This window comes from Streptomyces sp. KM273126, assembly GCF_004337435.2.
GTDB classification, from domain to species: Bacteria; Actinomycetota; Actinomycetes; order Streptomycetales; family Streptomycetaceae; genus Streptomyces; species Streptomyces acidicola.
On record NZ_SJXB02000001.1, the window covers coordinates 990,719 to 1,015,830 of the forward strand.

Genomic DNA, 25,112 nt, shown 5'->3' on the forward strand with positions numbered 1-25,112 from the left:
AACCCAGATTTTAGAGGGCCGCCCGCACACGGGACACGTGAGTTTGGCGACAGCGAGAAATCTGCCCGGTGAGGGGCGCCGACACGCCCCGACTATGCTCAGGCAGCGCACGTTCGACCCAGCCCGAGCGCACGTTCGACCCACCTCTCTGGAGCACCCATGGCCCTCAAGATCACAGTGATCGGCACCGGCTATCTCGGCGCCACGCACGCCGCGGCCATGGCCGAGCTGGGGTTCGAGGTGCTGGGGCTCGATGTCGTGCCCGAGAAGATCGAGAAGCTGGAGCGGGGCGAGGCCCCCATGTACGAGCCCGGCCTCGACGAGTTGCTGCGGGCGCATGTCGCGGGGATCGAGGGCTCCAGCGGGCGGCTCAGGTTCACCACCGACTACGCCGAGATCGCGGCGTTCGGTGACGTCCACTTCGTGTGCGTGAACACCCCGCAGCGGCACGGTGAGTACGCCTGCGACATGTCGTACGTCGACTCCGCGATCGCCTCGCTCGCGCCGCACCTGACGGAGCCCGCGCTGGTCGTGGGCAAGTCCACCGTGCCGGTCGGCTCGGCGGACCGGCTGGCCGCGTACCTCGCCGAGCACGCGCCCGCGGGGGCGGACGCGGAGCTGGCGTGGAACCCCGAGTTCCTGCGGGAGGGCTTCGCTGTGCAGGACACGCTGCGTCCCGACCGGCTCGTGGTGGGTGTGCGCAGCGAGCGGGCCGAGAAGCTGCTGCGGGAGGTGTACGCGACGCCGGTCTCCGAGGGGACGCCGTTCGTGGTGACCGACTTCCCGACCTCCGAGCTCGTGAAGACCTCCGCGAACTCGTTCCTCGCGACCAAGATCTCGTTCATCAACGCGATGGCGGAGATGTGCGAGGCCTCCGGCGGCGATGTCGCCAAGCTGGCCGAGGCCATCGGGTACGACGACCGGATCGGGAAGAAGTTCCTGCGGGCCGGGATCGGGTTCGGGGGCGGCTGCCTGCCCAAGGACATCCGTGCCTTCATGGCACGGGCCGGTGAACTGGGTGCCGACCAGGCGCTGACCTTCCTGCGCGAGATCGACTCCATCAACATGCGTCAGCGCGGGCAGATGGTGGAGCTGGCGCGACAGGCGCTGGGCGGTGGGCCGTTCCTGGGCAAGCGGGTCGCCGTGCTGGGCGCGACGTTCAAGCCGGACTCGGACGACGTACGCGACTCGCCGGCGCTGAACGTCGCCGGGCAGATCCACCTCCAGGGCGGACAGGTCACGGTGTACGACCCGAAGGGCATGGACAACGCGCGGCGGATCTTCCCGACACTCGGGTACGCCGGCTCCGCGGTCGAGGCGGTGCGCGGAGCCGATGTCGTGCTGCACCTGACGGAGTGGCAGGAGTTCCGGGAACTCGACCCCGCGGCGCTGGGTGAGGTGGCGGCGGCCCGTCTCGTGCTCGACGGCCGCAACGCGCTGGACCCGGAGCTGTGGCGGCGGGCCGGGTGGACGTACCGGGCGATGGGGCGGCCGAAGGCCTGACGCTTCAGGAAAGCCGACGGCCTGTCGCTTCAGGAAAGCCTCAGCCTGACGCGTCGGGCAAGCCGTCAGCCTGACGCTTCGGGACAGGTGACGCCGGTCCGGCCGAGGCTCAGTCGGCCGGACCGGCGTCTGGTTGCATTCTGCACCACTTCGGCGCGCGTCGAGCGGTGACCGCCCAACTGGCGTCGGCGTACCTCTACTTGGCCCGGTACCGGCGCATCTTCGCGCGCGCCCCGCACCCCGCCATCGAGCACCAGCGACCCCGGCCCGCCGGGCTGCGGTCGTAGTACGCCCAGTGGCACTCGGGCAGTTCGCAGGCCTTGAGGCGGAGCCAGGTGCCGGCGGTGAGCGCCTGGGCCACGGCCGCCGCGACGCGGGAGAGCAACGGGTCCCCGTCGGCCGGGGCGAGGGCCGCCGAACCGTCCCGCGTGTCGACCGCGACGTACAGCGGCACCCGCGCCAGCAGTTCCCCCAGGGGTGTCACTTCGCGGTGCGGCGGGTGGCCGGCGTGCGCCAGGCAGACGGCGCGCAGCGACTCGCGGAGTTCCCGTACGTCCGCGAGGTCCCGTTCCGCGATGCCGAAGCGGTCCCGGCCCTCGGCGGTGTCCAGCTTGTCGGCGCCCGACTCCAGGTCGAGGGTGTTCACCAGGGCCTCCAGCAGGGCGAGGCCGTCGGGTGCGGGCGCTCTCTCACTCATGCCAGCGACGGTACCTCCGACAGCGGCGTTCTCGATGACGGCGTTTTCCCCTTGCGGCGTTACCCCAAGTGCGCCAGCATGCAGTAACCGCAGCCGTTACCGGTTATCCCCCTCTAGGGGTAACCCGACTGGGGTAACCACACAGGGGTGACCGCACCTCGAATCGAGGAGGAAGTCATGGCTCTCGCCAAGCTGGGCGTCGTCGTCCTGGACTGTCCCGACCCACGCGCGCTCGCCGGTTTCTACGCCGGTGTGCTGGGCGGCACCGTCGAAGGCGACGGCGAGTGGGTGGACCTGAAGGTGCCCGGCGGTCAGTCGCTGGCGTTCCAGGCCGCGCCCGGGTTCGTACCGCCGGCGTGGCCCGCGCCCGACACCTCGCAGCAGTTCCACCTGGATCTGACCGTGGACGACATGGACGCGGCCGAGCAGGAGGTGCTCGCGCTGGGGGCGAGGCCGCTGGAGACGGAGGACCGGTCGCGGAGCTGGCGGGTTTACGCGGACCCAGCGGGGCACCCGTTCTGCCTCTGTGCCTGCTGATCCGATCCGGGAGGTCCGATGCCGGCCATCGCCCGTATCCATGCCATCGTCCTGGACTGCCCCGACCCACACGCCCTGGCCACCTTCTACGCGCAACTCGGCGGCGGTACGCCCCGGACCGAGAACGACGGCTGGGTCGTCCTGAACATCCCCGAGGGCCCGACCCTCGCCTTCCAGCACGTGCCCGCCCACACCCCGCCGGAGTGGCCGCGGGCCGACCGCAACTCGCAGCAGTTCCACCTCGACTTCGACGCCGGGCGAACCTGGGAGGAGGTCGACGCGGCGCAGGAGAAGGTGCTCGCGCTGGGCGCCCGGCCACTGGACCTGGAGGATGACGGGAAGGACTTCCGGGTGTACGCCGACCCAGCGGGGCACCCGTTCTGCCTCTGCCTGGTCGACGCCCCCTGAAGTCCGCCGCCGAAGTCGCCGACCAGTCACCGACCGCTCGGGGCGCCCGCGCGACGTCAGCCGTCCAGTTCGTCTAGTTAAACCAGTTCGTCCAGTTCGTCCAGCGTGGCGTTCGAGGGCGCCGTACGCGACTGCAGGTCCCGCGCCACGTCCTCGGCGGCACCCAGTACCCGTACCGCGTTCTGCCAGGTCAGCTTGGCGAGGTCGGTGGTCGACCAGCCGCGGTCCAGGAGTTCGGCGATCAGGTTCGGGTAGCCGGAGACGTCGCTCAGGCCGTCCGGGGTGAAGGCGGTGCCGTCGTAGTCACCGCCGATGCCGAGGTGGTCGATGCCGGCGACCTCGCGCATGTGGTCCAAGTGGTCGGCGACCGTGGACACCGTGGCGACCGGGCGCGGGTGGGCCTCCTCGAAGGCGCGGTGGACCCGCATCGCCTCGGAGGTGGTGTCGAGATGGTGGAAGCCGTGCGCGCGCATGTTCTCGTCCGCGGCCACCGTCCAGTCGACCGCCGCCTGGAGCACGAACTTCGGCACGAACGTCACCATCGCCACTCCCCCGTTCGCGGGGAGGCGCTCCAGCACGTCGTCCGGGATGTTGCGCGGGTGGTCGCACACCGCGCGGGAGGAGGAGTGGGAGAAGAGCACGGGCGCGGTCGACGTGTCCAGCGCGTCCCGCATCGTCGTCGCCGCCACGTGGGAGAGGTCCACCAGCATGCCGAGCCGGTTCATCTCCCGGACGACCTCGCGGCCGAAGGCGGTGAGGCCGCCGGCGCGCGGTTCGTCGGTCGCCGAGTCAGCCCAGGCGATGTTGTCGTTGTGGGTGAGCGTCATATAGCGGACGCCCAGCGCGTACAGGCCGCGCAGCGTGGCGAGGGAGTTGTCGATGGAGTGGCCGCCCTCGGCACCCATCAGCGACGCGATACGGCCCTCCGCGCGTCCCGCCTCCATGTCCGCGGCCGTGAGCGCGGCCCGCAGGTCCTGCGGATAACGGGCGATCAACTGCCGTACGCAGTCGATCTGTTCGAGCGTGGCGGTCACCGCGCCCGGCTGGTCCGAGCGCACGTACACCGACCAGAACTGCGCCCCCACCGCGCCCGCGCGCAGCCGAGCCAGGTCGGTGTGCAGATGGGCGCTCTGGTCGGTGGCGATGTCGCGGGCGGCGAGGTCGTAGCGGACCTGTTCGCGCAGCGCCCACGGCAGGTCGTTGTGGCCGTCGACGACCGGGAACTCGGCGAGGAACTCCCGGGCCTCCCCCAGGGACGTCATGGCGCTCACTTGCCCGAGCCGAAGCCGAAGCCGCCCGCCGAGCCGTCCACCTTGGCACGCAGGCGCTTGCCCTTCTCGGTGGCCTGGTCGTTCAGCTCCTGCTGGAACTCCCGCATACGGCCGAGGAGTTCCTCGTCGTGCGTGGCGAGGATACGGGCGGCCAGCAGACCGGCGTTGCGGGCGCCGGCGACGGACACGGTCGCGACCGGGACACCCGCGGGCATCTGCACGATCGACAGCAGGCTGTCCATGCCGTCCAGGTACTTCAGCGGGACGGGCACGCCGATGACGGGCAGCGGGGTGACCGAGGCGAGCATGCCGGGCAGGTGCGCGGCTCCCCCGGCGCCCGCGATGACGACCTTCAGACCCCGCTCGGCGGCCTGTTCGCCGTACGCGACCATCTCGCGGGGCATGCGGTGCGCGGAGACGACGTCGACCTCGTACGCGATCTCGAACTCGTCGAGGGCCTGCGCGGCGGCTTCCATGACGGGCCAGTCGGAGTCCGACCCCATGACGATGCCTACAACGGGGCTCATTCGGTGATCGTCCCTCTCAGGTATCCGGCTGCGTGACGGGCGCGCTCCAGCACGTCGTCGAGGTCGTCGCCGTAGGTGTTGACGTGGCCCACCTTGCGGCCGGGCTTCACGTCCTTGCCGTACATGTGGATCTTGAGCTCTGGGTCGCGGGCCATGCAGTGCAGGTACGCGGAGTACATGTCCGGGTAGTCGCCGCCGAGGACGTTCACCATGACCGTCCAGCGGGCGCGCGGGCGCGGGTCGCCGAGCGGCAGGTCGAGCACGGCGCGCACGTGGTTGGCGAACTGGGAGGTGATCGCGCCGTCCTGCGTCCAGTGGCCGGAGTTGTGCGGGCGCATGGCCAGCTCGTTGACGAGGATGCGCCCGTCGCGGGTCTCGAACAGCTCGACGGCCAGGTGGCCGACCACGCCGAGTTCCTTGGCGATCCGCAGCGCCATCTCCTCGGCCCGCAGGGCGAGGGCTTCGTCCAGGTCCGGGGCCGGGGCGATCACGGTGTCGCACACGCCGTCGACCTGCTGGGACTCCACCACCGGGTACGCGACGGCCTGACCGTGCGGCGACCGAACGACGTTCGCGGCCAGCTCCCGTACGAAGTCGACCTTCTCCTCGGCGAGCACGGGGACACCGGCCCGGAAGGGGGCTGCGGCCTCCTCCTCGGACCGTACGACCCACACGCCCTTGCCGTCGTAGCCACCGCGGACGGTCTTGAGGACGACCGGGAAGCCGTCCCCTTCCGCGGCGAATGCCGCGACATCGGCGGGATCCGTCACGATCCGGTGCCTGGGGCACGGCACGCCGATGGCGTCCAGCCTGGCCCGCATCACGCCCTTGTCCTGGGCGTGCACGAGCGCGTCCGGGCCGGGGCGCACGGGGATGCCGTCCGCCTCCAGCGCGCGCAGGTGCTCGGTGGGCACGTGCTCGTGGTCGAAGGTGATCACGTCGCAGCCGCGTGCGAAGTCGCGCAGCGTGTCGAGGTCGCGGTAGTCGCCCACGACGACATCGCTGACGACCTGCGCCGCGGAATCCTGCGGAGTGTCACTGAGGAGCTTGAACCTGATGCCCAACGGGATGCCCGCCTCGTGTGTCATACGAGCGAGCTGACCACCGCCGACCATGCCGACTACCGGGAACGTCACTCCACCAGGGTATCGGCCACCAGGATGGGCCTTCCGGCGGCCGGTTCCCACACCCTGGCGACGCCGGTGACGGCGTACACAGGCATCCCCAGGGGCTCCTGGTTAGCATGGCGGAGTCGGCGCACCCTACCGACGGACCGACCGACGAACCGACTGACGAACCGACCGACGATTCCGACCGACGAAAACCGATACGACGGGGGCCGGCACACGATGGGCAGTACCTCCTCGGAGCCGAAATCTCGGCCCGCCCGCGGCGTCCTGCGCCGGCAGTTCGAGCATCTCGCACGTGAGATCGCCAAGTTCGGCGCGGTCGGCGGCACGGGGCTGCTGGTCAACCTCGGCGTGTTCAACCTGGTCCGGCAGGTCACCGACCTCCCGGTGGTGCGGGCCAGCGTCATCGCCACGTTCGTCGCCATCGTGTTCAACTACCTCGGCTTCCGCTACTTCACGTACCGCGACCGCGACAAGAGCGGCCGGACGAAGGAGCTGACGCTCTTCCTGCTCTTCAGCGTCGTCGGCCTCGTCATCGAGAACGGCGTCCTGTACGCGGCGACCTACGGCTTCGGCTGGGACAGCCCCCTTCAGAGCAACGTCTTCAAGTTCCTCGGCATCGGCATCGCGACCCTGTTCCGCTTCTGGTCCTACCGCACCTGGGTCTTCCGCGCCCTCCCGGCGAAGGAGGCGGTGGCCAGCGCCGAGTCGTTCCTGGAGGGCGGCCCTCCGCACAGGCCGGCCCTGTCGGGCAGCACGGCTTACAGCCGGACGAACCGGACCGAGTAGGGGGACCGCCCCGGTGTGCCGCCAACTGGCACCATGCGGCACCACCCGGCGCCACCCGGGCGCCACCCGGTGCCATTTCGCACCCCTCAAAGCACCTGAGTCCGCATAGCGCCACAATGACTCAGGCCACCTTCTTCACCTTTCCCCAGGTCAGAGCGGCCATCCTCTGACCCGCCCCAGGCAAGGTGCCACCCAGGCTTGCACATGGCACCAAAGTGGTGCCACCATAACGCCATGGACCTCACTCCGTATGTCGACGCACTTCGTCGCGAACTCGCGATCGCCGCTGAAGCCGGCGGGGACGACGCCCGCGAGCTGGCCGAGCGGCTCACCGCTCCGCTGGAGTCGGCGACCCGGCTGACCATGCTCAACGTGCTCTCCGCCGCGATGGACGAGATCACCCGCGAGCTCGCCCCCGGCTCGGTCGACGTACGGCTGCGCGGGCTGGACCCCGACTTCGTGGTGACGCTGCCGTCCCGCGACGACGACCGTTTCGAAGCCGTGGCCGCGCCCGCCGAACCGCTCGCGCCCACGGCCCCCGTGGACGGCGACGAGGGCGCCACCGCCCGGGTCAATCTGCGGCTCCCGGCCCAACTCAAGGCACGCGCCGAGGAGGCCGCGGCCCGCGAGGGCCTGTCGGTCAACGCCTGGCTGGTGCGCGCCGTGTCGGCCGCGGTCGGCGGCGGCGCCCCACCCCGTACGACACAGAAGACCCGCTCCGGACAGAACTTCACGGGCTGGGTGCGCTGACCGCGCCCGACCCACACCACCCACACCACGTCCCACCTGCGGGGACGCCCCGACGAGCCATGAGGACGGTACAGCCATGCCTTCTTTCGACACCCCCGAACCGATCACCGTCACCGCCCACGTGGGCGCCGGTTCCCTCCGGTTCACCGCGAGCGACCGCCGCGACACCACTGTCCAGGTCCGGCCGGGCAGCCCCAAGCGGGACAAGGACGTGCGGGCCGCCGAGCAGACCGAGGTCACGTACGTGAACGGCGTGCTGACCATCAGGACGAAGGAGCGCCGCTTCATCGGCCCCTCCGGCGTCGTCGACGTGACGGTCGACCTGCCCACGGGCTCGGATATCGATGTCACGGGCTCCTGGACCCACGTGGCCGGCGAGGGCCGGCTCGGCAAGGCCCGGGGCAAGACCTCGGGCGGCGACGTCCGCCTGGACACGACCGGACCGCTCCATCTGACCGTCTCCCACGGCTCGATCGTCGTCGACCGGGTCGAGGGTGCGGCCGAGATCACCACCAGCTCCGGCAGCCTGCGCGTCGGCACCGTCGACGGCCCCGCCACCCTGAAGAACTCGCACGGCACGACGACCGTCGGCGCCGTGACCGGCGAGCTGCGGGCGAGCGGCGCCTACGGCGACATCGACATCGTGCGCGCCGAGGCCTCGGTCACCGCCACCACCGCGCACGGCGCCCTGCGCGTCGCCGAAGTCACCTCCGGCGCCGTCCAGTTGGAGACCTCCTACGGCGCCATCGACATCGGCATCCGCGAGGGCACCGCCGCCTGGCTCGACGTCAGCGCAGAGCGCGGGCAGGTGCACAACACCCTCGCCGACTGCGCGCCTCCGGCCGAGACCGAGAACACGGTCAAGGTCCACGCCAGGACCCGCTGGGGCAACATCGACATCCGCCGCGCCAAGGCCTGACCTCCCCGCGCTCCTCGCCCCCTCCCCCACTCCAGCGCAGTCCCCCACCACTTCACTCCTCGACTCGGAGGCCTCCATGCCGTCATCTGTCATGCCCACATCCAAAAAGGACACGGCCTCACCCGCCGTCTCCACCGCCGATCTGCGCAAGTCGTACGGCGACAAGACCGTGCTCGACGGCATCGATCTGCGCATCCCGGCCGGCTCCGTGTTCGCGCTGCTCGGGCCCAACGGCGCCGGCAAGACCACCACCGTGCAGATCCTGTCCACGCTCATCGCCGCCGACGGCGGACAGGCCCAGGTCGCGGGCCACGACGTCGCCACCTCACCCGACGGCGTACGCGCCGCGATCGGCGTCACCGGGCAGTTCGCCGCGCTCGACGACCTGCTCACCGCCGAGGAGAACCTGCTCCTCATGGCCGACCTGCTGCGCCTCGGCAAGCGTGAGGGGCGATCCCGCGCACAGAAGTTGCTGGAGCGGTTCGACATCGCCGACGTGGCGAAGAACCGGGCCGCGACCTTCTCCGGCGGTATGCGGCGTCGGCTCGACCTCGCCATGACGCTGGTCGGCGACCCCCAGGTGATCTTCCTGGACGAGCCGACGACCGGGCTCGATCCCCGCAGCCGCCGCACCATGTGGGACACGGTGCGCTCGCTGGTCGCGGGCGGCACCACCGTCTTCCTCACCACCCAGTACCTGGAGGAAGCCGACCAGTTGGCCGACCGGATCGCCGTGCTCGACGGCGGCCGGATCGTCGCCGAGGGCACGGCCGACGAGCTCAAGGCGCGGATGCCCGGCAGCCACGTACGGCTGCGGTTCGACGACATCGACGAGTTCGAGCGCGCGGCTACCGCCTTCCCCGCGGCCGGCCGCGACGACGAGAACCTCGCCCTGCGCGTGGCGGGCGACGGCGGGCTCGACGCGCTGCGCGCCCTGCTCGACCGGCTCGACGCCGCCGGCATCCGGGCCGCCGACTTCTCCGTGCACACCCCCGACCTGGACGACGTGTTCCTCGCCCTGACCGGCCACGGCACCACCGAACCCGGCACCACTGACACCGGCGGCACCAACCCCGGCACCAGCAGCCCGCTTCACGTCAAGGAGACCCTGCGATGAGCACCCTCACCTACGCCGTGCACGACTCGATGACGATGCTGCGGCGCAACATCAAGCACGCGATCCGCTATCCGGCCGTGGGGTTCGGCAGCGCCATGATGCCGATCCTGATGCTGCTGCTGTTCGTGTACGCCTTCGGTGACTCGATCGGCACCGGAATGGGCGGCGGCCGGGACGCGTACGTGAACTACCTCACCCCCGGCATCATCATCATGGGGGTGGCCGCCGGTTCGATGTCGACCTCGGTCGCGGTGTGCTCCGACATGACCGAGGGCATCATCAACCGCTTCCGCACCATGAACATCACACGTTCGTCGTTCATGACGGGCCATGTCATCGGCAGTGTCATCCAGACGATGGTGTGCATGGTCCCGGTGGTGGGCGTCGCGCTCGCCGTCGGCTTCCGGTCCGGGGCGACCCCGCTGCAGTGGCTGGCCGCAGCCGGCCTCCTCGCGGCCATCGCCTTCGCGGTGACCTGGCTGTCGGTGGCGCTCGGCCTGATCTCCAAGACCGTCGAGTCCGCGAGCAACAAGCCGCTGCTGATCCAGTTCCTGCCGTTCCTCGGCTCGGCGTTCGTACCGGCCGAGTCGATGTCGCCGGGCCTGCGCTGGTTCGCCGAGAACCAGCCGTTCACCCCGATGACCGAGACGCTGCGCGGCCTGCTCTCCGGCTCGGAGATCGGCAACAGCGGCTGGATCTCGCTCGCCTGGTGCGCCGGTGTCACCCTGGTCGGTTACCTCTGGTCGCGCTCGCTGTTCAACAGCACCACCAAGCGCTGAGAGCCCGTCCCTCCGGCTACCGAACGGTCCGCTCATCCCCGGAGGGCGAAGGCTTGTGCTGCGTACGGGACAGGAACAACCCGAAAACCGGCGGCTGGAGCTGGAGCATCTCCAGCCGCCCGCCGTCCGCCTCGGCCAGATCGCGGGCCACGGCCAGTCCGATGCCCGTCGAGTTGCGCCCGCTGATCGCCCGTTCGAAGATCCGTGCCCCCAGATCGGCGGGGATGCCGGGTCCTTCGTCGGTCACCTCGATCACCGCCTGGTTACCGGTCACGCGGGTCCGCAGCGCCACGGTCCCGCCCCCGTGCATGAGCGAGTTCTCGATCAGCGCCGCCAGCACCTGGGCCACCGCCCCCGGCGTCCCCACGGCCCGCAGATGCCGCTTGCCCGAGCTGACGATCGCGCGGCCCGCACTGCGGTAGGCCGGCCGCCACTCCTCCAGCTGCTGCTTGATCACCTCGTCGAGGTCGAAGGAGACCGCGGAGCCGTTTCGCGGGTCGCGGGCGTTCGTCAGCAGCCGCTCCACCACGTCCGTCAGCCGCTCGACCTGCGTCAGCGCGATGGTGGCCTCCTCCTTCACCGTGTCCGGATCGTCGGTGAGGGTGATCTCCTCCAGCCGCATGGAGAGCGCCGTCAGCGGCGTACGGAGCTGGTGGGAGGCGTCGGCGGCCAGGCGCCGCTCGGCGGTGAGCATACGGCCGATGCGCTCGGCGGAGGCGTCGAGGACGTCCGCGACGCGGTCCAGCTCCGGGACGCCGTACCGCTTGTGGCGTGGCCGCGGGTCGCCCGAACCGAGGCGCTCCGCGGTCTCCGCGAGGTCGGTGAGGGGGGACGCGAGGCGGTTGGCCTGGCGTACGGCGAGGAGCACGGCCGCGATGACGGCGAGCAGCGCGACCAGGGCGATGATCAGCAGCGTACGGCCGACCTCCCGGGTCACGGACGACCGCGGTTCCTCCACCGTGACCGTCTCGCCCTGGTCGCCGGTCTCCTTGGAGCGGATGACGTCGCCGGTGGGCGCCTTGCCGATCTCGATCGGGGTCCGGCCCGGGATCTCGATGAGCGCGTACCGCCCCTCGGCGACCTGGTCCCTGAGGACGCCCGCGCTGACCCGCTCGTCCCCGAGGATCCGGCTGTCGACGATGCTCACCAGGCGCACCGCCTCGGAGTCGACGCGCTCCTGGGCGCTGTTGCTGATCGTGCGCGTCTCGACGATCACCAGGGAGACCCCGAAGACCGCTATCACCACGAGCACGACGGCGAGCGTGGACTGAATGAGACGACGACGCACAGGTCCCTCCGGGCAGATGGCTTACGGGGACCAGTGTGCCTCGGTGACGCGGCCGGCCAGGGCGAGTGGGGTGCGCCCCGACAGGGGCGCGGGGCTGTGTATGTATGCGGCTCCGCCGTGGGCGCGACCAGCCACAGTGAGCCCGCAGCCGAAGAGCCCACCGCAGACACAACGGCGGCGACGCGATCAGCGAGACGGCGACGTCAGCTCTTCTCGAACCGGAACCCGACCCCACGCACCGTGGCGATGTACCGCGGATTCGCCGCGTCGTCGCCGAGCTTCTTCCGCAGCCAGGAGATGTGCATGTCGAGGGTCTTGGTCGACGACCACCACGTCGTGTCCCAGACCTCCCGCATCAACTGGTCCCGGGTGACGACCCGCCCCGCGTCCCGCACGAGCACCCGCAGCAGGTCGAACTCCTTCGCCGTGAGCTGGAGCTCCTCGTCGCCCATCCACGCCCGGTGGGACTCGACGTCGATGCGGACGCCGTGGGTGGCGGGCGGCTGCTGGGGCTCCGCGGCGCCGCGCCGCAGCAGGGCCCGCACACGGGCGAGGAGCTCGGCGAGACGGAACGGCTTGGTGACGTAGTCGTCGGCGCCCGCGTCGAGACCGACGACGGTGTCCACCTCGTCGGCGCGCGCGGTCAGGATGAGGACCGGGATGGTGTGGCCCTCGGCGCGCAGTCTGCGGGCCACCTCCAGGCCGTCCATACCGGGCAGCCCCAGGTCCAGGACGACCAGGTCGACGCCCCCCTGCATTCCGGCGTCCAGTGCGGTGGGGCCGTCCTCGCGGACCTCGACCTCGTAGCCCTCCCGGCGCAGCGCGCGGGCCAACGGCTCCGAGATGGACGCGTCGTCCTCGGCGAGCAGTACTCGGGTCATGGGGTGATGGTAGTCCGCCCCGGACACGACCAGGAGGGTGATCGGCAACCGCGATTCATACCCTTCACACTTCGCGTTCTTACCTTCGGACGCGACGATCGCGCCGCTCTCCCGCCGCCGCGTGCCGCACTCTCCCACCCTTACCGTGACGCACAGTGATGCCCCAGGAGTTGGGGCCTGCGGCCATGGGATGCGACTCTGAGCGCGGCCTTCGAATAAGGGATCGAAGTTCCATTCTTACCTGTGATTCACATCTCAGAGTTCCCAGAGTCGTCACTGGTTTGACGTATGGTGAAACAACGCCTGTAACAGCACACGGGGACCTTCGGCGGACTTTGCGCTGAAGGTCTCTTTTGTGTGCAGGAACGACCGGGCGCGCGGCCGCCCCCGACCCCTCCCCGGGCGGGGACCCCACGCGCGCGCCCTGAACAGCAAGGAACGACCATGGCGCCCAGCCTGACGAAGGACTCGGTCTCCCCGGGCACCCCCGGTTCCGAGAGGACCTTCTTCGGCCAGCCCCGCGGACTGGCCACCCTCTTCATGACCGAGATGTGGGAGAGGTTCTCCTACTACGGCATGCGGGCCCTCCTCCCGCTGTACCTCGTCGCCCCCGGCGGCCTGCACCTGAACGCGGCGACCGCGACCGCGATCTACTCCGTGTACGTGTCGCTGGTGTACCTGCTCGCCATGCCGGGCGGCTGGTTCGGTGACCGCGTCTGGGGCCCGCGCAAGACCGTCGCCGTCGCCGGCGGCGTCATCATGCTGGGCCACCTCACGCTGGCCCTGCCGTCCTCCGGCACGTTCTACATGGGCCTCGGCCTCGTCGCGATCGGCTCGGGTCTGCTGAAGGCCAACATCTCGACGATGGTCGGCCACCTGTACGACGGCCCGGACGACCCGCGCCGCGACGGCGGCTTCACCGTCTTCTACATGGGCATCAACCTCGGCGCCTTCGCCGCGCCGCTGGTCATCGGCACCATCGGTGAGAGCGTCGACTGGCACCTGGGCTTCGCGCTCGCCGCGCTCGGCATGGCGCTGGGCCTGGCCCAGTTCCTGATCGGCAGCCGTCACCTCGCCCCGCGCTCCAGCGTCGTCCCGACGCCGCTGTCCGCCGAGGAGAAGGTCTCGACGCTGCGCAAGGCCGCGATCTGGGCCGGCATCGCCGTCGTCTTCTACGCGATCGTCGGCTTCTCCGGCCACTACACGCTGAACTGGATCCTGGTCCCGCTCACCCTGCTCGGTGTGATCATCCCGACGATGGTGCTGGTCCGCATCAAGCGCGACAAGAACCTCGACCATGTCGAGCAGTCGAAGATGTCCGCGTACATCTGGTTCTTCGTCGCCGCGGCCGTGTTCTGGATGATCTACGACCAGGGCGGCTCGACCCTGGCGATCTTCGCCGACTCGTCGGCCGAGAACAGCGTCTTCGGCTGGTCGTTCCCGGTCTCCTGGTACCAGTCGGTCAACCCGGTCCTGATCATGGCCCTCGCCCCGGTCTTCGCCTGGTTCTGGCTCGCGCTGAACCGGCGCGGCAAGGAGCCGAGCACGATCGTGAAGTTCGCCTCGGGTCTGGTTCTGGTCGGCGCGTCCTTCTTCCTCTTCCTTGCCCCGCTGTCGATCGCCGAGGGCGGTCACAAGGCGGCCGCGATGTGGCTGGTGGCGATCTACTTCGTCCAGACCGTCGGCGAGCTGCTGCTCTCGCCGGTCGGCCTGTCCGTCACCACGAAGATGGCCCCCACGAAGTACGCCTCCCAGATGATGGGCGTCTGGTTCCTGGCCGTCACCGCCGGCGACGCGACCACGGGTCTCCTCTCCATCGCGGGTGTCGGCCTCAACGGCATGAACGTGGTCGCCATGGAGGCCACGCTCGCGGTGGTCGCGGGTGTCGCGGTGTGGATGTACCGCAACCGGGTCAAGCAGCTGATGGGCGGCGTGCACTGACGTCCGCCGACGGCTGCCGCCGGGCGTACGGCGACTGAACGGCTGAAGGGCCATCGCACCGTGTGGTGCGGTGGCCCTTCGGCGTTCCCGCCTTCCCGCCTTCCCGCCTTCCCGCCTTCCCGCCTTCCGGCCTTCCGGCCTTCGGCGTTCCTGGAAGATCAGCGCACGCGTCGGCGCGGCAGGAACGTGAACACGGCGCCGCCCAGCAGCGTCACCGTCCCCGCGACCAGGCCCAGCGCCCTGAGCGAGCCGTGGTCCTCGGCGCCCGTGTCGGCCAGGCCGCCCGACGTGCCGCCGGAGCCGGACGACGAGCCTCCCGCCGAGCCCCCGGCCGAGCCTCCCGTCGAACCGCCGCCCGAGGCACCGCCGGGCTGCTCCGTCGTGTCGAGGGTCAGCGAGACCTCGCTCTCGGACGGAGTGCACGTCGTCGTGGTGCCCAGCGCCTCCACCGTCAGCACACCCGGCGAGAGCGTCGACTCACCGGTCGCCCCCGGCTTGTACGTGCCCTTCAGGTCAGGGATCTCGATCGGGTCACCGGACTTGATCGGCTCGGAGTTCGTCGGCCCCTCCACGCGCACGGTGCCCTGGTCGGAACCGCCCAGGACCACCTCCATCGACGGCTTGACCGAATCCGCGGGGATGTCCGCCGGACTGTCCATCACCGACTTCTTGAACTGCACGGTGAGGTCGTAACTCCCGCCGCTCTTCTTGGCGTTGATCTGCACGGGCGAGGTGGCGTCCTTGTCGCCGATCGGTGTCTTGCACTTGTAGGGGACCTGGACCTCCTTGCCGGTGAAGTCGGTCTGCCCGCCGTCGTCGCCCCCGCCGTCGTCACCTCCGGTGCTTCCGGAGCTGCCACCGCCTCCGTTCGTGCCTGACGGAGGCGGAGTCGCGGTCTGCGTCGGGGGCTGGGTCGGGGTCGACGTACCCCCGTCGCCCTCCGTCACGTTGATGGTGGCGGCGGACTTCACGGCCTCGGTCGGTGTGCACTTGGTGTCCGTCGACATGGCGTTGATCGCGTACGCGTCGGGCGTCAACGTCACCTGCCCGGCCTTCGTCAGCTTCAGCGTGCCCTTCATGTCGGACAGCACCATGGCACCGCCCTTGGGAATGGCGGGGTTCTCCCGCGGCCCCTGCATCGCGAGGTCGGCGGTCTGCGCCCCGGCCGCCTTGAGCGTGCCGCTCGGCTGGACGGAGTTCGCGGGCAGGTCGATGAGGTCGGGGTTCTTGGACGCCGCCTGGACGAACTTCCACACCACCTCGACCTCGTCCCCCACCTTCGCCGTGGCGGGCGCGGTCACCTCCACCTCCGTGGTGCCCTTGACGGGCGGCAGCCCCGAGATCGCGGGCGGCACGCACTCCGTCGCGTACGACACCTCCGCCGCCTGCGCCGGGACCGCGGCCACCCCGAGCAGGACCCCGGCCCCGCCCAGCATCAGCGCCGCCCCGGCCGCGGTCGTTCTCCCACCCCGTACCGTGCGAACTCTCCGTTGCGCGCTCACGTGTTTCCCTTCCTGGTCGGAGTCGTCGGGCCCGCCGGAGTCGTGGGACCCGCCGGGCCGTTCTCTTGCGGTGCGGAGAGCTGCCCGGCGGCCGCCGTGCCCGGATCGGAGTCCGGCGTGAACCACGGCAGGGCCGGGGTCGTACGAGATGTCGCGTCCGGAGGGGACGCCAGGGCCGGCTTGGACAGCCTGGAGAGCTTGGACGGCCAGGGCGGCTTGGACGGCTTGGACAGCTTGGATGGCTTGACCGGCCTTCTTCGCTCAGCGGACGTGGGCGCGCCCTCCGAAGCCGACGGGCTCGGCCTCCGCAGCCGTGCGCCGAGTCCGGCCAGCCGTAGCCCCCGGTGCCGCCCGGACACGCGGGCGCGCGGCCGGACATGGTCGACCACGCCCATCCCGATGCGGAACACCGCGGCCGGTACGACGACGGCGAGCAGGATCCAGAAGAGAGTCACGCCCCAGGGCCGACCCACTCCCCAGGGCTGTTCGGCGAGCACCTTGCCGCCGTACTTGAGCGAGACGGTGTAGGACCCGTGCGCACCGGCGGCGAGTTCGACCGGCAACGCGATCCGCGCCTTCTTGCCCGGCTCGATCGTGCCGCGCCACTGCTGCTCCTCCCACTCGGGGGCGAACACTCCGTGGGAGGTGCCCACTTGGAAGACGGGGTCCTTGACGGGGGACGTGCCGACGTTGCCGACGGTGAAGACGAGCCGACGCTGCGGCGGCGCCCCGAACCAGGTCAGCAGCCCGCTCGAACCGTCCAGCCGGGTGTCCGTGAGCACCGAGAGCCGCCCACCGGCCGCCTCGTCCGGCAACGGCTCCACCGCATGCCCGGCCACCTGGAAGACCGCGTCCGCCTCCGCCTTCTCGCCGGTCACCGTCGCGACGTGGACCACGCACGGGCACGGCACCGGCGGCTCGGCCACGGGCACCTCCTTGCTGAAGGCGCCCTCGTCGTCGGTGGTGACGGCCCGGCCGTCGGCGTTGGCACAGGAGTTGGTCCCGCCGATCACCCCTCGGGACGGTGTGGACTGACCACAGATCAGCAGCATCAGCAGCGCCCCGGACCGCCATCCCCTCCCGCTCACCGTGATCGAACCACCCGTCCCTGCCTGGGACTTGGAAAGTTTGACGGTCGGCTTGGCAGTCGGCTTGGCAGTCGGCTTGGCAGTCGGCTTGGCGATCGTTTTGGTAATCGGTTTGGCCATCGACTTGGCGATCGGATTGTCCGCGGCCCACGCTGCCGTTCCCGTCCCCAGCCCTGCCAGGGGGGCCAGGACGAGTGCGAGCACCGCCACCAGCGCCGAGATCCGCCGCTTGCCGCTCACATCACCGCTCCCGTCAACTCGGCTTCATGACGCGGCGGTTCCTTCGCTCGCGTCCGTTTCCCACGCCGCCTCCACCGCCGTACGACGAAGAAGGCGCCCGCCGCCGCGCCCGCGCCCGCGATTCCGGCCACCGCCCGCCAGGGCACGAACCGCACCTCCACCGCCTCCGCGTCACGCGCCGCCCCGCCGCCCGCCGTGACCGTCAACCGGAGGTCGACCGCGTCCAGCGCGGGCCGGTCGGGCCACGGTTCGCCGAGCCGCACGCGACGCCCCGGCGGCAGTTCGACCGGCAGGGTGCGGGGCGCGCGGTCGAGGAGGCGCCGCCCGAAGAGACCCTCCGCGCGCACCGCGAGGCTCGGAGTCAGCGTGGTCGTACCGCGGTTGACCAGTTGGTACGTGATGCGCTCGCCGCGCACGGCGACATGCTCGACGGTGAGTGCGGGCAGCTCGGGTCCGCCGACCCGGAGCCGGAGCCGTACGGTCCTCGACCGACCGTCGGACGAGCGGACGGTGAGGGTGTCCGCGTGGTCGCCGGGAGCGGCGCCGGCCGGGACGTTCACCGTGAACGGCACCTCCGCGCGCGTGCGGGCGGGCACCACGACCGAGACCGTCCGCGCGGGAGCGCCCTCGCCCGCGAAGACCACCCAGCTCCCTCCGCTCAGCCGCACCCTGAGCGGCTCGGCGGACGGATTGCGCACCGACACCGTGTCCTGGAGGACCGCTCCGGGCGCGCCCTCCGCGTAGAAGGAAGGCCGCCCACCGCCCGACGGCACCACGGACCAGCCGTCATCGGCCACGGCCACGGGCGCCGTGGCCGTGGCGGCCAGCAGGAGAGCAACGAGAAACAGAACACGCATCGGCGGCTCCAGCGGGACGAGTCGTACGGCTCCGCGGCGGCTCCCGGCCGGGGAATCGTCGACGGTCAGCGGCGTACCGTCTGGTTCCTGCGGGTCAGCCACAGCACGCCCCCCGCGCCCGCGAGCAGCACCGTGCCGCCGAGGGTGCCGAGGGCGACGGCCGAGTCCTCGGGGCCGGTCTGCGGGAGTTCGCTCCCCGAGCCGCCGGAACCGACGGACGCGGAGACGTCCTGGGACCCGGTCTGTGAACCCGAACCCCCGCCGGCCGCCGTGACGTCGAGCGTGAGCCCCGGTCCGGGGTTGTTGCCGGGCGTGCAGGTGGTGGTCGTGCCGAGCGCCTTGATGGTGAGCACGCCCGGTGTGAAGGTGACCTTCCCGGTCTTCTTCGGGGTGTACGTGCCGCTCAGGTCGCTGATCTTGATGGGTGTGTTGGCGGGGATGGCCTCCGCGTTGGCGGGACCTGTCACGTTGAGCGTGCCGCTCTCGGCGCCGCCCAGCTTGATGGTGGCGCTCGGGTTCATCGAGCCCTTGCCCAGCTCCACCGGGCTGGACGAGACGCCCTTCTGCCACGACATGGTGATCTTGTAGTCGCTGCCGCTCTTGACGCCCTTGATGTCGATCGGCGAGACGGCGGACTTGTCACCGATCGGCGTCTTGCAGTTGTACTCGACGTCCACGACGTCGGCCTGGGCCGCGGGGGCGGCCATCAGCACCGCCGAGCCGGCCAGTGCCGCGGCGATCGCGAGCGCGGCGGTTCGTTTCTGGTACGTCCGGTACGACACCTCGGGACCCCACATTCTGACGCAACATCAGATTGGCGCCTCAAGGTACGCCCGACCCCTTGTAGAGGGAAGACAAAGTGTGTGCCGGTTTCATGGGGACGCGCAGCGCCCCGTGGGAGGGGCGGGTACGCCCCTCAGGGGCGCGGGGAACTGCGCGCCCAGCCACAACGGACCCGCAGACAACCAACAACCCGCAGTCGTCCTGCTCAACCCAGCCGAGCTCCCCCGCTCAACCCAGCGGAGCGCCAGTCGCGCCAGGCCCCCCGACCTCCGCCCACACCGTCTTCCCCGCAGCCCCGGGCGTGCGTATGACCCCCCAGTCCAGGCACAGCCGTTGGACGATGAACATCCCGTGCCCGCCGGGCCGCCCCGCGCGGTGCGGGGTGCGGGGTGCGGGCTGGCCCGCGCCGCGGTCGGAGACCTCGATGCGGAGCACCTTGTTGTCGCAGGTGATCCACAGCTCGTCCGGACCCTCGGCATGCAGGCAGGCGTTGGTCACGAGTTCGGAGACGACCAGCAGGACGTCCTCGGCCGCGGCCCGCTGGTCGGCGTTCGCGGCGGGCAGCCAGCCCCACGCGTACAACGCCTGACGGGTGAAGTCCCGGGCGAGCGGCACGACCCCGCTCTCGCCCTCGAAACTCAACCTGCGGGTCCGCCCCCCACCGGCGGGCGCGGAGACGGGCGGACCCTCGGGCACACCTTCCGCGATCACACCCTCTCGGGGCGCGCCCCCTCCGGACGCCCCGGAAGCGCCGCCGACACCCGGTTCCGGGCCGCGGTCGCCCGGCGAGTAAGGCCGGGTGGTGCTCATCAGCGCTTCACCTCACCGATTCACCAGTTCACGATTCAAGACTCAGTCCGTGGTTCCGGAGATCCCCCCGGATCCCCGCGGCGCACCCGCCGTGTTGGCTGCCGACATGTTCAGGATGTCTCCTGCCCGACCGATCCGTCCGAACACCCATCTATTCGGTGCGGAGCATGTGACAGGAGTAACGCGCCACTCACTCAGGGGCAGACGAGTCGGTCATCGCGAGCGGTCCGGCCGGTCCGGCCGGAGGAGGAGTGAGCGGCGGATCTAGTCGCCCAGTGCGGCTTCGAGCGTCTCGTGGACGGTGAAGACGGCGTCCGCTCCCGTGATCTCGAACACCCTGGCCACCACCGGCCGCATTCCCGCGAGATGAACCCCGCCGCCGGCCGCGTCGGCCTTCAGTCGGGCACCCAACAGGACGTTGAGCCCGGTGGAATCACAGAACTCCAGGTGCGAGCAGTCAACTACAAGACGTGCAAACCCGTTGTCAAGGCAGTCGTCGAGTGGTTCTCGCAACAAATCGGCGGTGTGGTGATCCAGCTCACCCGAGGGCGTCACGACGGCGCTGGCGCCCTCTTCCCGCACCTCGACCAGAAGCCTGCCCGACTGCGTACTGCCGAGCGTCCCGCGGTCCATGCCGTCCCTCTCCCGACCGTCGTGGCTGTTGACTCGACATCGAACACTACGCCTTCCCTTCACGCTTCGACACCCGAACAATCGCCCAAAACTGGACATTTCGCCATGGAGCGCACTTGCGACGGAGCTGGGAAAGCAGGTAGGGCTAGTAAAGACACCCGACAACACGGCCGGCTTTGGAGGCGCCGCACACCGCAGTGCACGTAGAGGCATCGGCGGCCATATGCCGAGAACGATGGAGGACATCATGTCACCCCGGCTCGACGCATCGCATACCCAGAGGGCTGCGTCGACACCCTCTCTGGAAGACACGCAGGACGAACTCGCCCACGAGCTCCCCGAAGGGCTTGAGGGACTTCCGGAGATACCCCCCTATGACGAGGTGGGGCCGGTAGACGCACGGGCCCTGTCCAAGACACTCTTCGAGCGGCTGGAGTCCCTTGAAGAGGGCACGTACGAATACTCGTACGTACGCAACACCCTGGTCGAACTCAATCTCGCGCTCGTGAAGTTCGCCGCATCCCGGTTCCGCTCCCGCAGCGAGCCGATGGAGGACATCATCCAGGTCGGCACGATCGGCCTGATCAAGGCGATCGACCGGTTCGAGCTCAGCCGCGGCGTCGAGTTCCCCACCTTCGCGATGCCGACCATCATCGGCGAGATCAAGCGCTTCTTCCGCGACACGAGCTGGTCCGTGCGCGTCCCGCGCCGACTGCAGGAGCTGCGCCTCGACCTGGCGAAGGCCGGTGACGAACTCGCCCAGAAGCTCGATCGCGCCCCGACAGTGGGAGAGCTGGCGGAGCGCCTGGGCCTCTCCAACGACGAGGTCGTGGAGGGCATGGCGGCATCGAACGCGTACACCGCCTCGTCGCTGGACGCACAGCCGGAGGAGGACGACTCCGAGGGCGCGCTGGCGGACCGGATCGGCTACGAGGACCACGGGCTCGAAGGCATCGAGTACGTCGAGTCGTTGAAGCCGCTGATCGCCGACCTCCCGCCGCGCGACCGGAAGATACTGTCGCTGCGCTTCGTCGCCAACATGACGCAGTCCGAGATCGGGGACGAACTCGGCATCTCCCAGATGCATGTGTCCCGGCTCCTGTCCCGCACGCTCGGGCGACTGCGGAAGGGCCTGACCGTCGAGGAGTGACCCTCTCCACCGTCTCCACCGTGGCCCGCGCCCGGTGCTCCGACTTCGGTCGGGCATCGGGCGCTTGCCGTACCGAGGGTCTGCCTGGACTGGGCCTGCCTGGCCGGGCCCGGCCTGGAGGGGCCCGGCCTCACGGGTGGGAAAAGTTCTGCGGTTGCTGGTGGTGCCGTAATGCCTGGTCCGCCGTGCCAACGGCCCCGGTCCGGGGCGCCGTTGCTCTCGGGCACCCCTTTCCCCACTGGTTTCCTTCCACCACTATGGGCGCGCACACCCGCCGGTATGCCGACACGGCGGCGACGGAGCCCACGGGGGTGAGGAGGCAGGGGGATGGCACGGGGCGAACGGTACGACGGTGACGCCGAGCCGGAGGACGAGGCAGAGGACGTGGCAGGTGCCGAGCCAGGGGGCGGCGACGAGCACGGTGTCCACGCCACGACGCCCGACGCGCGGCTCACCGACCTCCTCCGCGGTGACACCTCGACCGCGCAGCACGCGCTGGACGAACTCCGGGCCCGCCACCGCGCCGTGCTCCTCGCGTACGCCCGCCGCTACACGGCCGGCGAACCGGACGCCCGTCAACTCACCGAGGAGGTCTTCAGGCTGGCGGCCGGCGAGACGGTACGCGGACTCGACCCGAAGACCCCGTGGCGGCACCATCTGCTGCTCCTGACGCACCGGGTGGCCGCCTCCTGGGCAACGGACGACCGCGCCGTCCACCTCGCCCCGGGCCTGCTGCCCCGCCTCGGCGAGCCGGAACCCACCACCGAGCCACGGCTGCTCGCCGCCTTCCAGGCACTGCCGACACGGGTCCAGGGCCTGGTCTGGTACGGCGTCGTGGACGAGGAACCCGACGAACGGACCGCCACGTTCCTCGGCTGCACGCGCGAGGACGTGACGTACGGCGCGGAACCGGCGTTCCAGGCTCTGCGCCAGTCCGTGCTCACCTCGCTCCTGGCCCGTTCGGCCAACCCGGACTGCCAGGACTTCCGGCGCCTCATCGAGGAGGCGGCCCACCCCGAGAACCCCCGCCACAGCCCTGATCTCCAAGACCACATGGCGCACTGCGGGCACTGCGCGGGCGCGTACCAGGAGCTGACCGCCCTGCGCGACACCCCGCGCACGGCGCTGGCCGAGGGGCTGCTGGCGTGGGACGGCACGGCGTACGTCCTGGGCGGCTCGGCCCGCTCGCGCACCGCGGGTGCGAGCGCGGGTGCGCGTACGAGAGCGGGTACGGGAGCACGTACAGGTGCTGGTACGACTGCGACCGGTACGGCGTCCGGCGGCACCCGGTGGCCCTCCTGGCTGCCCTCGCGCCGCCTCACGCTCGCATCCGCCGCGCTGGCCGTCGCGGCGGCACCGCTGCTGGTGTACCTGCTCTCACCGGCCGGCTCGGACCAGCGGCAGGCGGCCGCCGTACAGCCCTCGACGCGCCCCACGGCGGAGACGGCCCCGGCATCGCTCACACCGGACCCGACTCCCACCCCCACCGCCGTGTCACCGACGCCGACGCCGACTCCGACGAGAACCTCACGCCCGCCGAAGACCCCCAGCCCCACCCCGACCCCCACGAAGCCGAAGCAGCCCCCGGCCCGGGACGAGCCCGGCCCGCCGAACGGCACCTACGCACAGGTCGTGAACGCCTCCAGCGGCCTGTGCCTGGACATCCGCGGCGGTGAACCGGAGCTGGGCACCGACGTCGTCACCGCCCCCTGCTCCTCCTCCCGCACCCAGTTCTGGCGCGTCGACACCGAACGTGACGTCCTCCAGTCCTACGGCGACCCCGACTACTGCCTCGACAGCCGCGGTTCCGCCTTCCGGGGCGTCGGCGTCTGGGAGTGCGCGTCGGTCGACGGCCGCAACGGCCGCAACCTCCGCTTCACGGTCGACGCGGACGGCACGATCGTCCCGGCCGTCGCACCCGGCCACGCGGTCACCCCGTACGACTCCGGCACGCTGTTCCTGCTTCCGGACCAGGGGCGCGCGGACCAGCGGTGGCAGGCGGGTGCGAAGGCCGGGTGACCGGCAGCGGGGCGGCTAGGGGGCTTCTGATGGATCTCCGTGGAAGAAGGAGCGGCGTTCGGTGCGTGCTCTCGGCGTGCGGCGTGGAGGGTCATGTGGCGGAGCCACCTGTCCCTTCGCGCCGTGCGGCGAGTGGGGGTACCTCCCACGCCCTCAAGGCAGTGGGGGAGTGCCGGGCGTCGTGACGCCGCGGAGATCCATCAGAAGCCCCCTAGGTGACGGGCACTCCGCGCCGCCATACCTGTGAGACGAGCGGTACGCCCGGACGGTAGGCCAGGTGGACATGGCTCGGGGCGTCGAGGAGAGCGAGGTCGGCGTACGCACCGGGGGTGAGGCGGCCGATGTCCGTGCGGCGCAGGGCCGCCGCCCCGCCCGCCGTGGCCGACCACACCGCCTCGTCGGGGGTCATCCTCATGTCCCGTACGGCGAGGGCGATGCAGAAGGGCACGGACGACGTGAAGGACGAACCCGGATTGCAGTCCGTCGACAGGGCGACCGTGACACCCGCGTCGAGGAGGCGGCGGGCGTCGGGCCATTCGGCGCGGGTGGAGAACTCGGCACCCGGGAGGAGGGTGGCGACGGTCGAACTGTTCGCCAGAGCGTCGACGTCCGCGTCCGTCAGGTTCGTGCAGTGGTCGGCGCTGGCCGCGTCGAGCTCGACCGCCAACTGCACACCGGGGCCGTACGAGAGCTGGTTGGCGTGGACGCGCGGCTGCAGGCCCTTCGCCTTGCCGACGGTGAGGATGGCGCGCGCCTGGTCGCCGTCGAAGGCGCCCTGCTCGCAGAAGACGTCGATCCAGCGGGCGTACGGGGCGCAGGCGTCGAGCATCTCGCCGGTGACCAGGGCCACGTAAGCGGCCGGGTCGTCGGCATGGTCGGGCGGCACGATGTGGGCGCCGAGGTAGGTGACCTCGTCGGTGTGGCGGGCGGCGATGCGCAGGGCGCGGGACTCGTCGGCGACGGTGAGGCCGTAGCCGGACTTGGTCTCGAAGGTGGTCGTGCCCTGGCGGAGGGCCTCGGTGAGGTAGTGGGTGAGGTTGGCCTCCAGTTGGGCGTCCGTGGCCGCCCGGGTGGCCGCGACGGTCGTACGGATGCCGCCGGCCGTGTAGCTCCGGCCCGACATGCGGGCGTTGAACTCCTGGGTGCGGTCGCCCGCGAAGACGAGGTGGGAGTGGGAGTCCACGAAGCCGGGGATCACCGCGCGGCCCTCGGCGTCGACCCGGTTGTCAGTGGCGGGTGCTTTGCTTGATTCACCGGTCCACGCGACGCGGTCGCCTTCAATGACGACGGCCGCGTCCTGGATCAGTCCGAGGGGAGATCTGTCACCGAGGGAGGGGTCGTTGGTGACCAGGGCGGCGATGTTGGTGATGACGGTGCTGGCGGTGCTCGCCGAGTGGGCGGGGCTGGCGGTGCTCGGGCTGCTCATGGCGTCCTTGGTGGCCTGGTCTGCGGTGGGGTCGGGGAGGGTGGCTCCGGTGTGCGGTCGGGGATTC

24 protein-coding genes are annotated in these 25,112 nt (G+C 70.8%); 11 read left to right on the forward strand and 13 right to left on the reverse strand.

Annotated features, from left to right (window positions below):
* Window positions 1-159: 159 nt before the first annotated feature.
* Window positions 160-1,503 carry a UDP-glucose/GDP-mannose dehydrogenase family protein gene (locus tag E0500_RS04130; protein WP_131559332.1) on the forward strand — a complete coding sequence of 448 codons (1,344 nt, stop codon included), beginning with the start codon at window positions 160-162 and terminating at the stop codon, window positions 1,501-1,503.
* A 196-nt stretch (window positions 1,504-1,699) separates the two neighbouring features.
* Here E0500_RS04130 and E0500_RS04135 read toward each other — a convergent pair whose 3' ends face one another.
* Entirely contained in the window at window positions 1,700-2,200 is a 501-nt protein-coding gene (locus E0500_RS04135) for a CGNR zinc finger domain-containing protein (RefSeq protein WP_131559334.1), read from the reverse strand.
* Window positions 2,201-2,377: 177 nt separating this feature from the next.
* Here E0500_RS04135 and E0500_RS04140 point away from each other — a divergent pair, with 177 nt between their 5' ends.
* Window positions 2,378-2,737 (forward strand): VOC family protein, encoded by a 360-nt coding sequence (locus E0500_RS04140; protein ID WP_131559335.1) that lies wholly within the window; start codon window positions 2,378-2,380, stop codon window positions 2,735-2,737.
* An 18-nt stretch (window positions 2,738-2,755) separates the two neighbouring features.
* Window positions 2,756-3,145 (forward strand): VOC family protein, encoded by a 390-nt coding sequence (locus E0500_RS04145; protein ID WP_131559337.1) that lies wholly within the window; start codon window positions 2,756-2,758, stop codon window positions 3,143-3,145.
* 77 nt (window positions 3,146-3,222) lie between these two features.
* Here the strand turns inward: E0500_RS04145 and E0500_RS04150 are convergent, their stop codons facing one another.
* The 3 genes from E0500_RS04150 to E0500_RS04160 are packed head-to-tail and all read right to left on the reverse strand — an operon-like array spanning window position 3,223 to window position 6,079.
* The gene (locus E0500_RS04150) at window positions 3,223-4,407 is read right to left on the reverse strand and encodes a dipeptidase (protein ID WP_131559378.1); all 1,185 of its coding nucleotides are present in this window, start codon (window positions 4,405-4,407) and stop codon (window positions 3,223-3,225) included.
* Window positions 4,408-4,412: 5 nt separating this feature from the next.
* On the reverse strand, window positions 4,413-4,943 hold the full coding sequence (purE, locus tag E0500_RS04155) for a 5-(carboxyamino)imidazole ribonucleotide mutase (protein ID WP_131559338.1): 531 nt from the start codon (window positions 4,941-4,943) through the stop codon (window positions 4,413-4,415).
* On the reverse strand, window positions 4,940-6,079 hold the full coding sequence (locus E0500_RS04160; RefSeq protein ID WP_131559340.1) for a 5-(carboxyamino)imidazole ribonucleotide synthase: 1,140 nt from the start codon (window positions 6,077-6,079) through the stop codon (window positions 4,940-4,942). Before E0500_RS04160 ends, purE begins: the two co-directional genes overlap by 4 nt.
* A gap of 213 nt (window positions 6,080-6,292) precedes the next feature.
* On the opposite strand from E0500_RS04160, the gene E0500_RS04165 reads away from it, so the two are divergent.
* The 5 genes from E0500_RS04165 (at window position 6,293) to E0500_RS04185 (ending at window position 10,427) form a co-directional block, all read left to right on the forward strand.
* Entirely contained in the window at window positions 6,293-6,862 is a 570-nt protein-coding gene (locus tag E0500_RS04165; RefSeq protein ID WP_131559342.1) for a GtrA family protein, read from the forward strand.
* 234 nt (window positions 6,863-7,096) lie between these two features.
* Complete coding sequence (locus tag E0500_RS04170) at window positions 7,097-7,612, forward strand: toxin-antitoxin system HicB family antitoxin (protein ID WP_131559344.1); 516 nt, start codon at window positions 7,097-7,099, stop codon at window positions 7,610-7,612.
* A gap of 76 nt (window positions 7,613-7,688) precedes the next feature.
* Window positions 7,689-8,531, forward strand: coding sequence for a DUF4097 family beta strand repeat-containing protein (locus E0500_RS04175; RefSeq protein ID WP_131559346.1), 843 nt, complete (start codon window positions 7,689-7,691; stop codon window positions 8,529-8,531).
* Window positions 8,532-8,622: 91 nt separating this feature from the next.
* A complete protein-coding gene (locus tag E0500_RS04180; RefSeq protein ID WP_131559348.1) occupies window positions 8,623-9,648 on the forward strand; it encodes an ATP-binding cassette domain-containing protein in 1,026 nt (341 codons plus the stop codon).
* Window positions 9,645-10,427 (forward strand): ABC transporter permease, encoded by a 783-nt coding sequence (locus E0500_RS04185; protein ID WP_131559350.1) that lies wholly within the window; start codon window positions 9,645-9,647, stop codon window positions 10,425-10,427. Before E0500_RS04180 ends, E0500_RS04185 begins: the two co-directional genes overlap by 4 nt.
* A 16-nt stretch (window positions 10,428-10,443) precedes the next feature.
* Here E0500_RS04185 and E0500_RS04190 read toward each other — a convergent pair whose 3' ends face one another.
* Both E0500_RS04190 and E0500_RS04195 read right to left on the reverse strand, forming a co-directional pair.
* The gene (locus E0500_RS04190; protein ID WP_131559352.1) at window positions 10,444-11,715 is read right to left on the reverse strand and encodes an ATP-binding protein; all 1,272 of its coding nucleotides are present in this window, start codon (window positions 11,713-11,715) and stop codon (window positions 10,444-10,446) included.
* Between the two features lie 203 nt (window positions 11,716-11,918).
* On the reverse strand, window positions 11,919-12,596 hold the full coding sequence (locus E0500_RS04195; protein ID WP_131559354.1) for a response regulator transcription factor: 678 nt from the start codon (window positions 12,594-12,596) through the stop codon (window positions 11,919-11,921).
* A 444-nt stretch (window positions 12,597-13,040) separates the two neighbouring features.
* On the opposite strand from E0500_RS04195, the gene E0500_RS04200 reads away from it, so the two are divergent.
* Complete coding sequence (locus tag E0500_RS04200) at window positions 13,041-14,537, forward strand: oligopeptide:H+ symporter (protein WP_131559356.1); 1,497 nt, start codon at window positions 13,041-13,043, stop codon at window positions 14,535-14,537.
* Between the two features lie 158 nt (window positions 14,538-14,695).
* On the opposite strand, the gene E0500_RS04205 is transcribed toward E0500_RS04200, so the two are convergent.
* The 6 genes from E0500_RS04205 to E0500_RS04230 form a co-directional block, all read right to left on the reverse strand.
* A complete protein-coding gene (locus tag E0500_RS04205) occupies window positions 14,696-15,973 on the reverse strand; it encodes a hypothetical protein (protein WP_131559380.1) in 1,278 nt (425 codons plus the stop codon).
* A 62-nt stretch (window positions 15,974-16,035) separates the two neighbouring features.
* Window positions 16,036-17,367 carry a hypothetical protein gene (locus E0500_RS04210; RefSeq protein ID WP_309504928.1) on the reverse strand — a complete coding sequence of 444 codons (1,332 nt, stop codon included), beginning with the start codon at window positions 17,365-17,367 and terminating at the stop codon, window positions 16,036-16,038.
* Window positions 17,364-18,224, reverse strand: coding sequence for a hypothetical protein (locus E0500_RS04215; protein WP_131559358.1), 861 nt, complete (start codon window positions 18,222-18,224; stop codon window positions 17,364-17,366). The genes E0500_RS04210 and E0500_RS04215 overlap by 4 nt, the downstream gene beginning before the upstream one ends.
* 65 nt (window positions 18,225-18,289) lie before the next feature.
* Window positions 18,290-19,021 carry an LPXTG cell wall anchor domain-containing protein gene (locus E0500_RS04220; protein ID WP_131559360.1) on the reverse strand — a complete coding sequence of 244 codons (732 nt, stop codon included), beginning with the start codon at window positions 19,019-19,021 and terminating at the stop codon, window positions 18,290-18,292.
* A 214-nt stretch (window positions 19,022-19,235) separates the two neighbouring features.
* On the reverse strand, window positions 19,236-19,817 hold the full coding sequence (locus E0500_RS04225) for an ATP-binding protein (RefSeq protein ID WP_131559362.1): 582 nt from the start codon (window positions 19,815-19,817) through the stop codon (window positions 19,236-19,238).
* A gap of 264 nt (window positions 19,818-20,081) precedes the next feature.
* The gene (locus tag E0500_RS04230; RefSeq protein WP_131559364.1) at window positions 20,082-20,450 is read right to left on the reverse strand and encodes an STAS domain-containing protein; all 369 of its coding nucleotides are present in this window, start codon (window positions 20,448-20,450) and stop codon (window positions 20,082-20,084) included.
* A gap of 247 nt (window positions 20,451-20,697) precedes the next feature.
* Here E0500_RS04230 and E0500_RS04235 point away from each other — a divergent pair, with 247 nt between their 5' ends.
* Window positions 20,698-21,600, forward strand: a complete 903-nt coding sequence (locus tag E0500_RS04235; RefSeq protein ID WP_131559366.1) for an RNA polymerase sigma factor SigF — start codon at window positions 20,698-20,700, stop codon at window positions 21,598-21,600.
* Between the two features lie 327 nt (window positions 21,601-21,927).
* The gene (locus tag E0500_RS04240) at window positions 21,928-23,619 is read left to right on the forward strand and encodes a ricin-type beta-trefoil lectin domain protein (RefSeq protein ID WP_181586861.1); all 1,692 of its coding nucleotides are present in this window, start codon (window positions 21,928-21,930) and stop codon (window positions 23,617-23,619) included.
* Window positions 23,620-23,830: 211 nt separating this feature from the next.
* On the opposite strand, the gene hutI is transcribed toward E0500_RS04240, so the two are convergent.
* On the reverse strand, window positions 23,831-25,045 hold the full coding sequence (gene hutI, locus E0500_RS04245; protein ID WP_258572612.1) for an imidazolonepropionase: 1,215 nt from the start codon (window positions 25,043-25,045) through the stop codon (window positions 23,831-23,833).
* Window positions 25,046-25,112 lie beyond the last annotated feature (67 nt).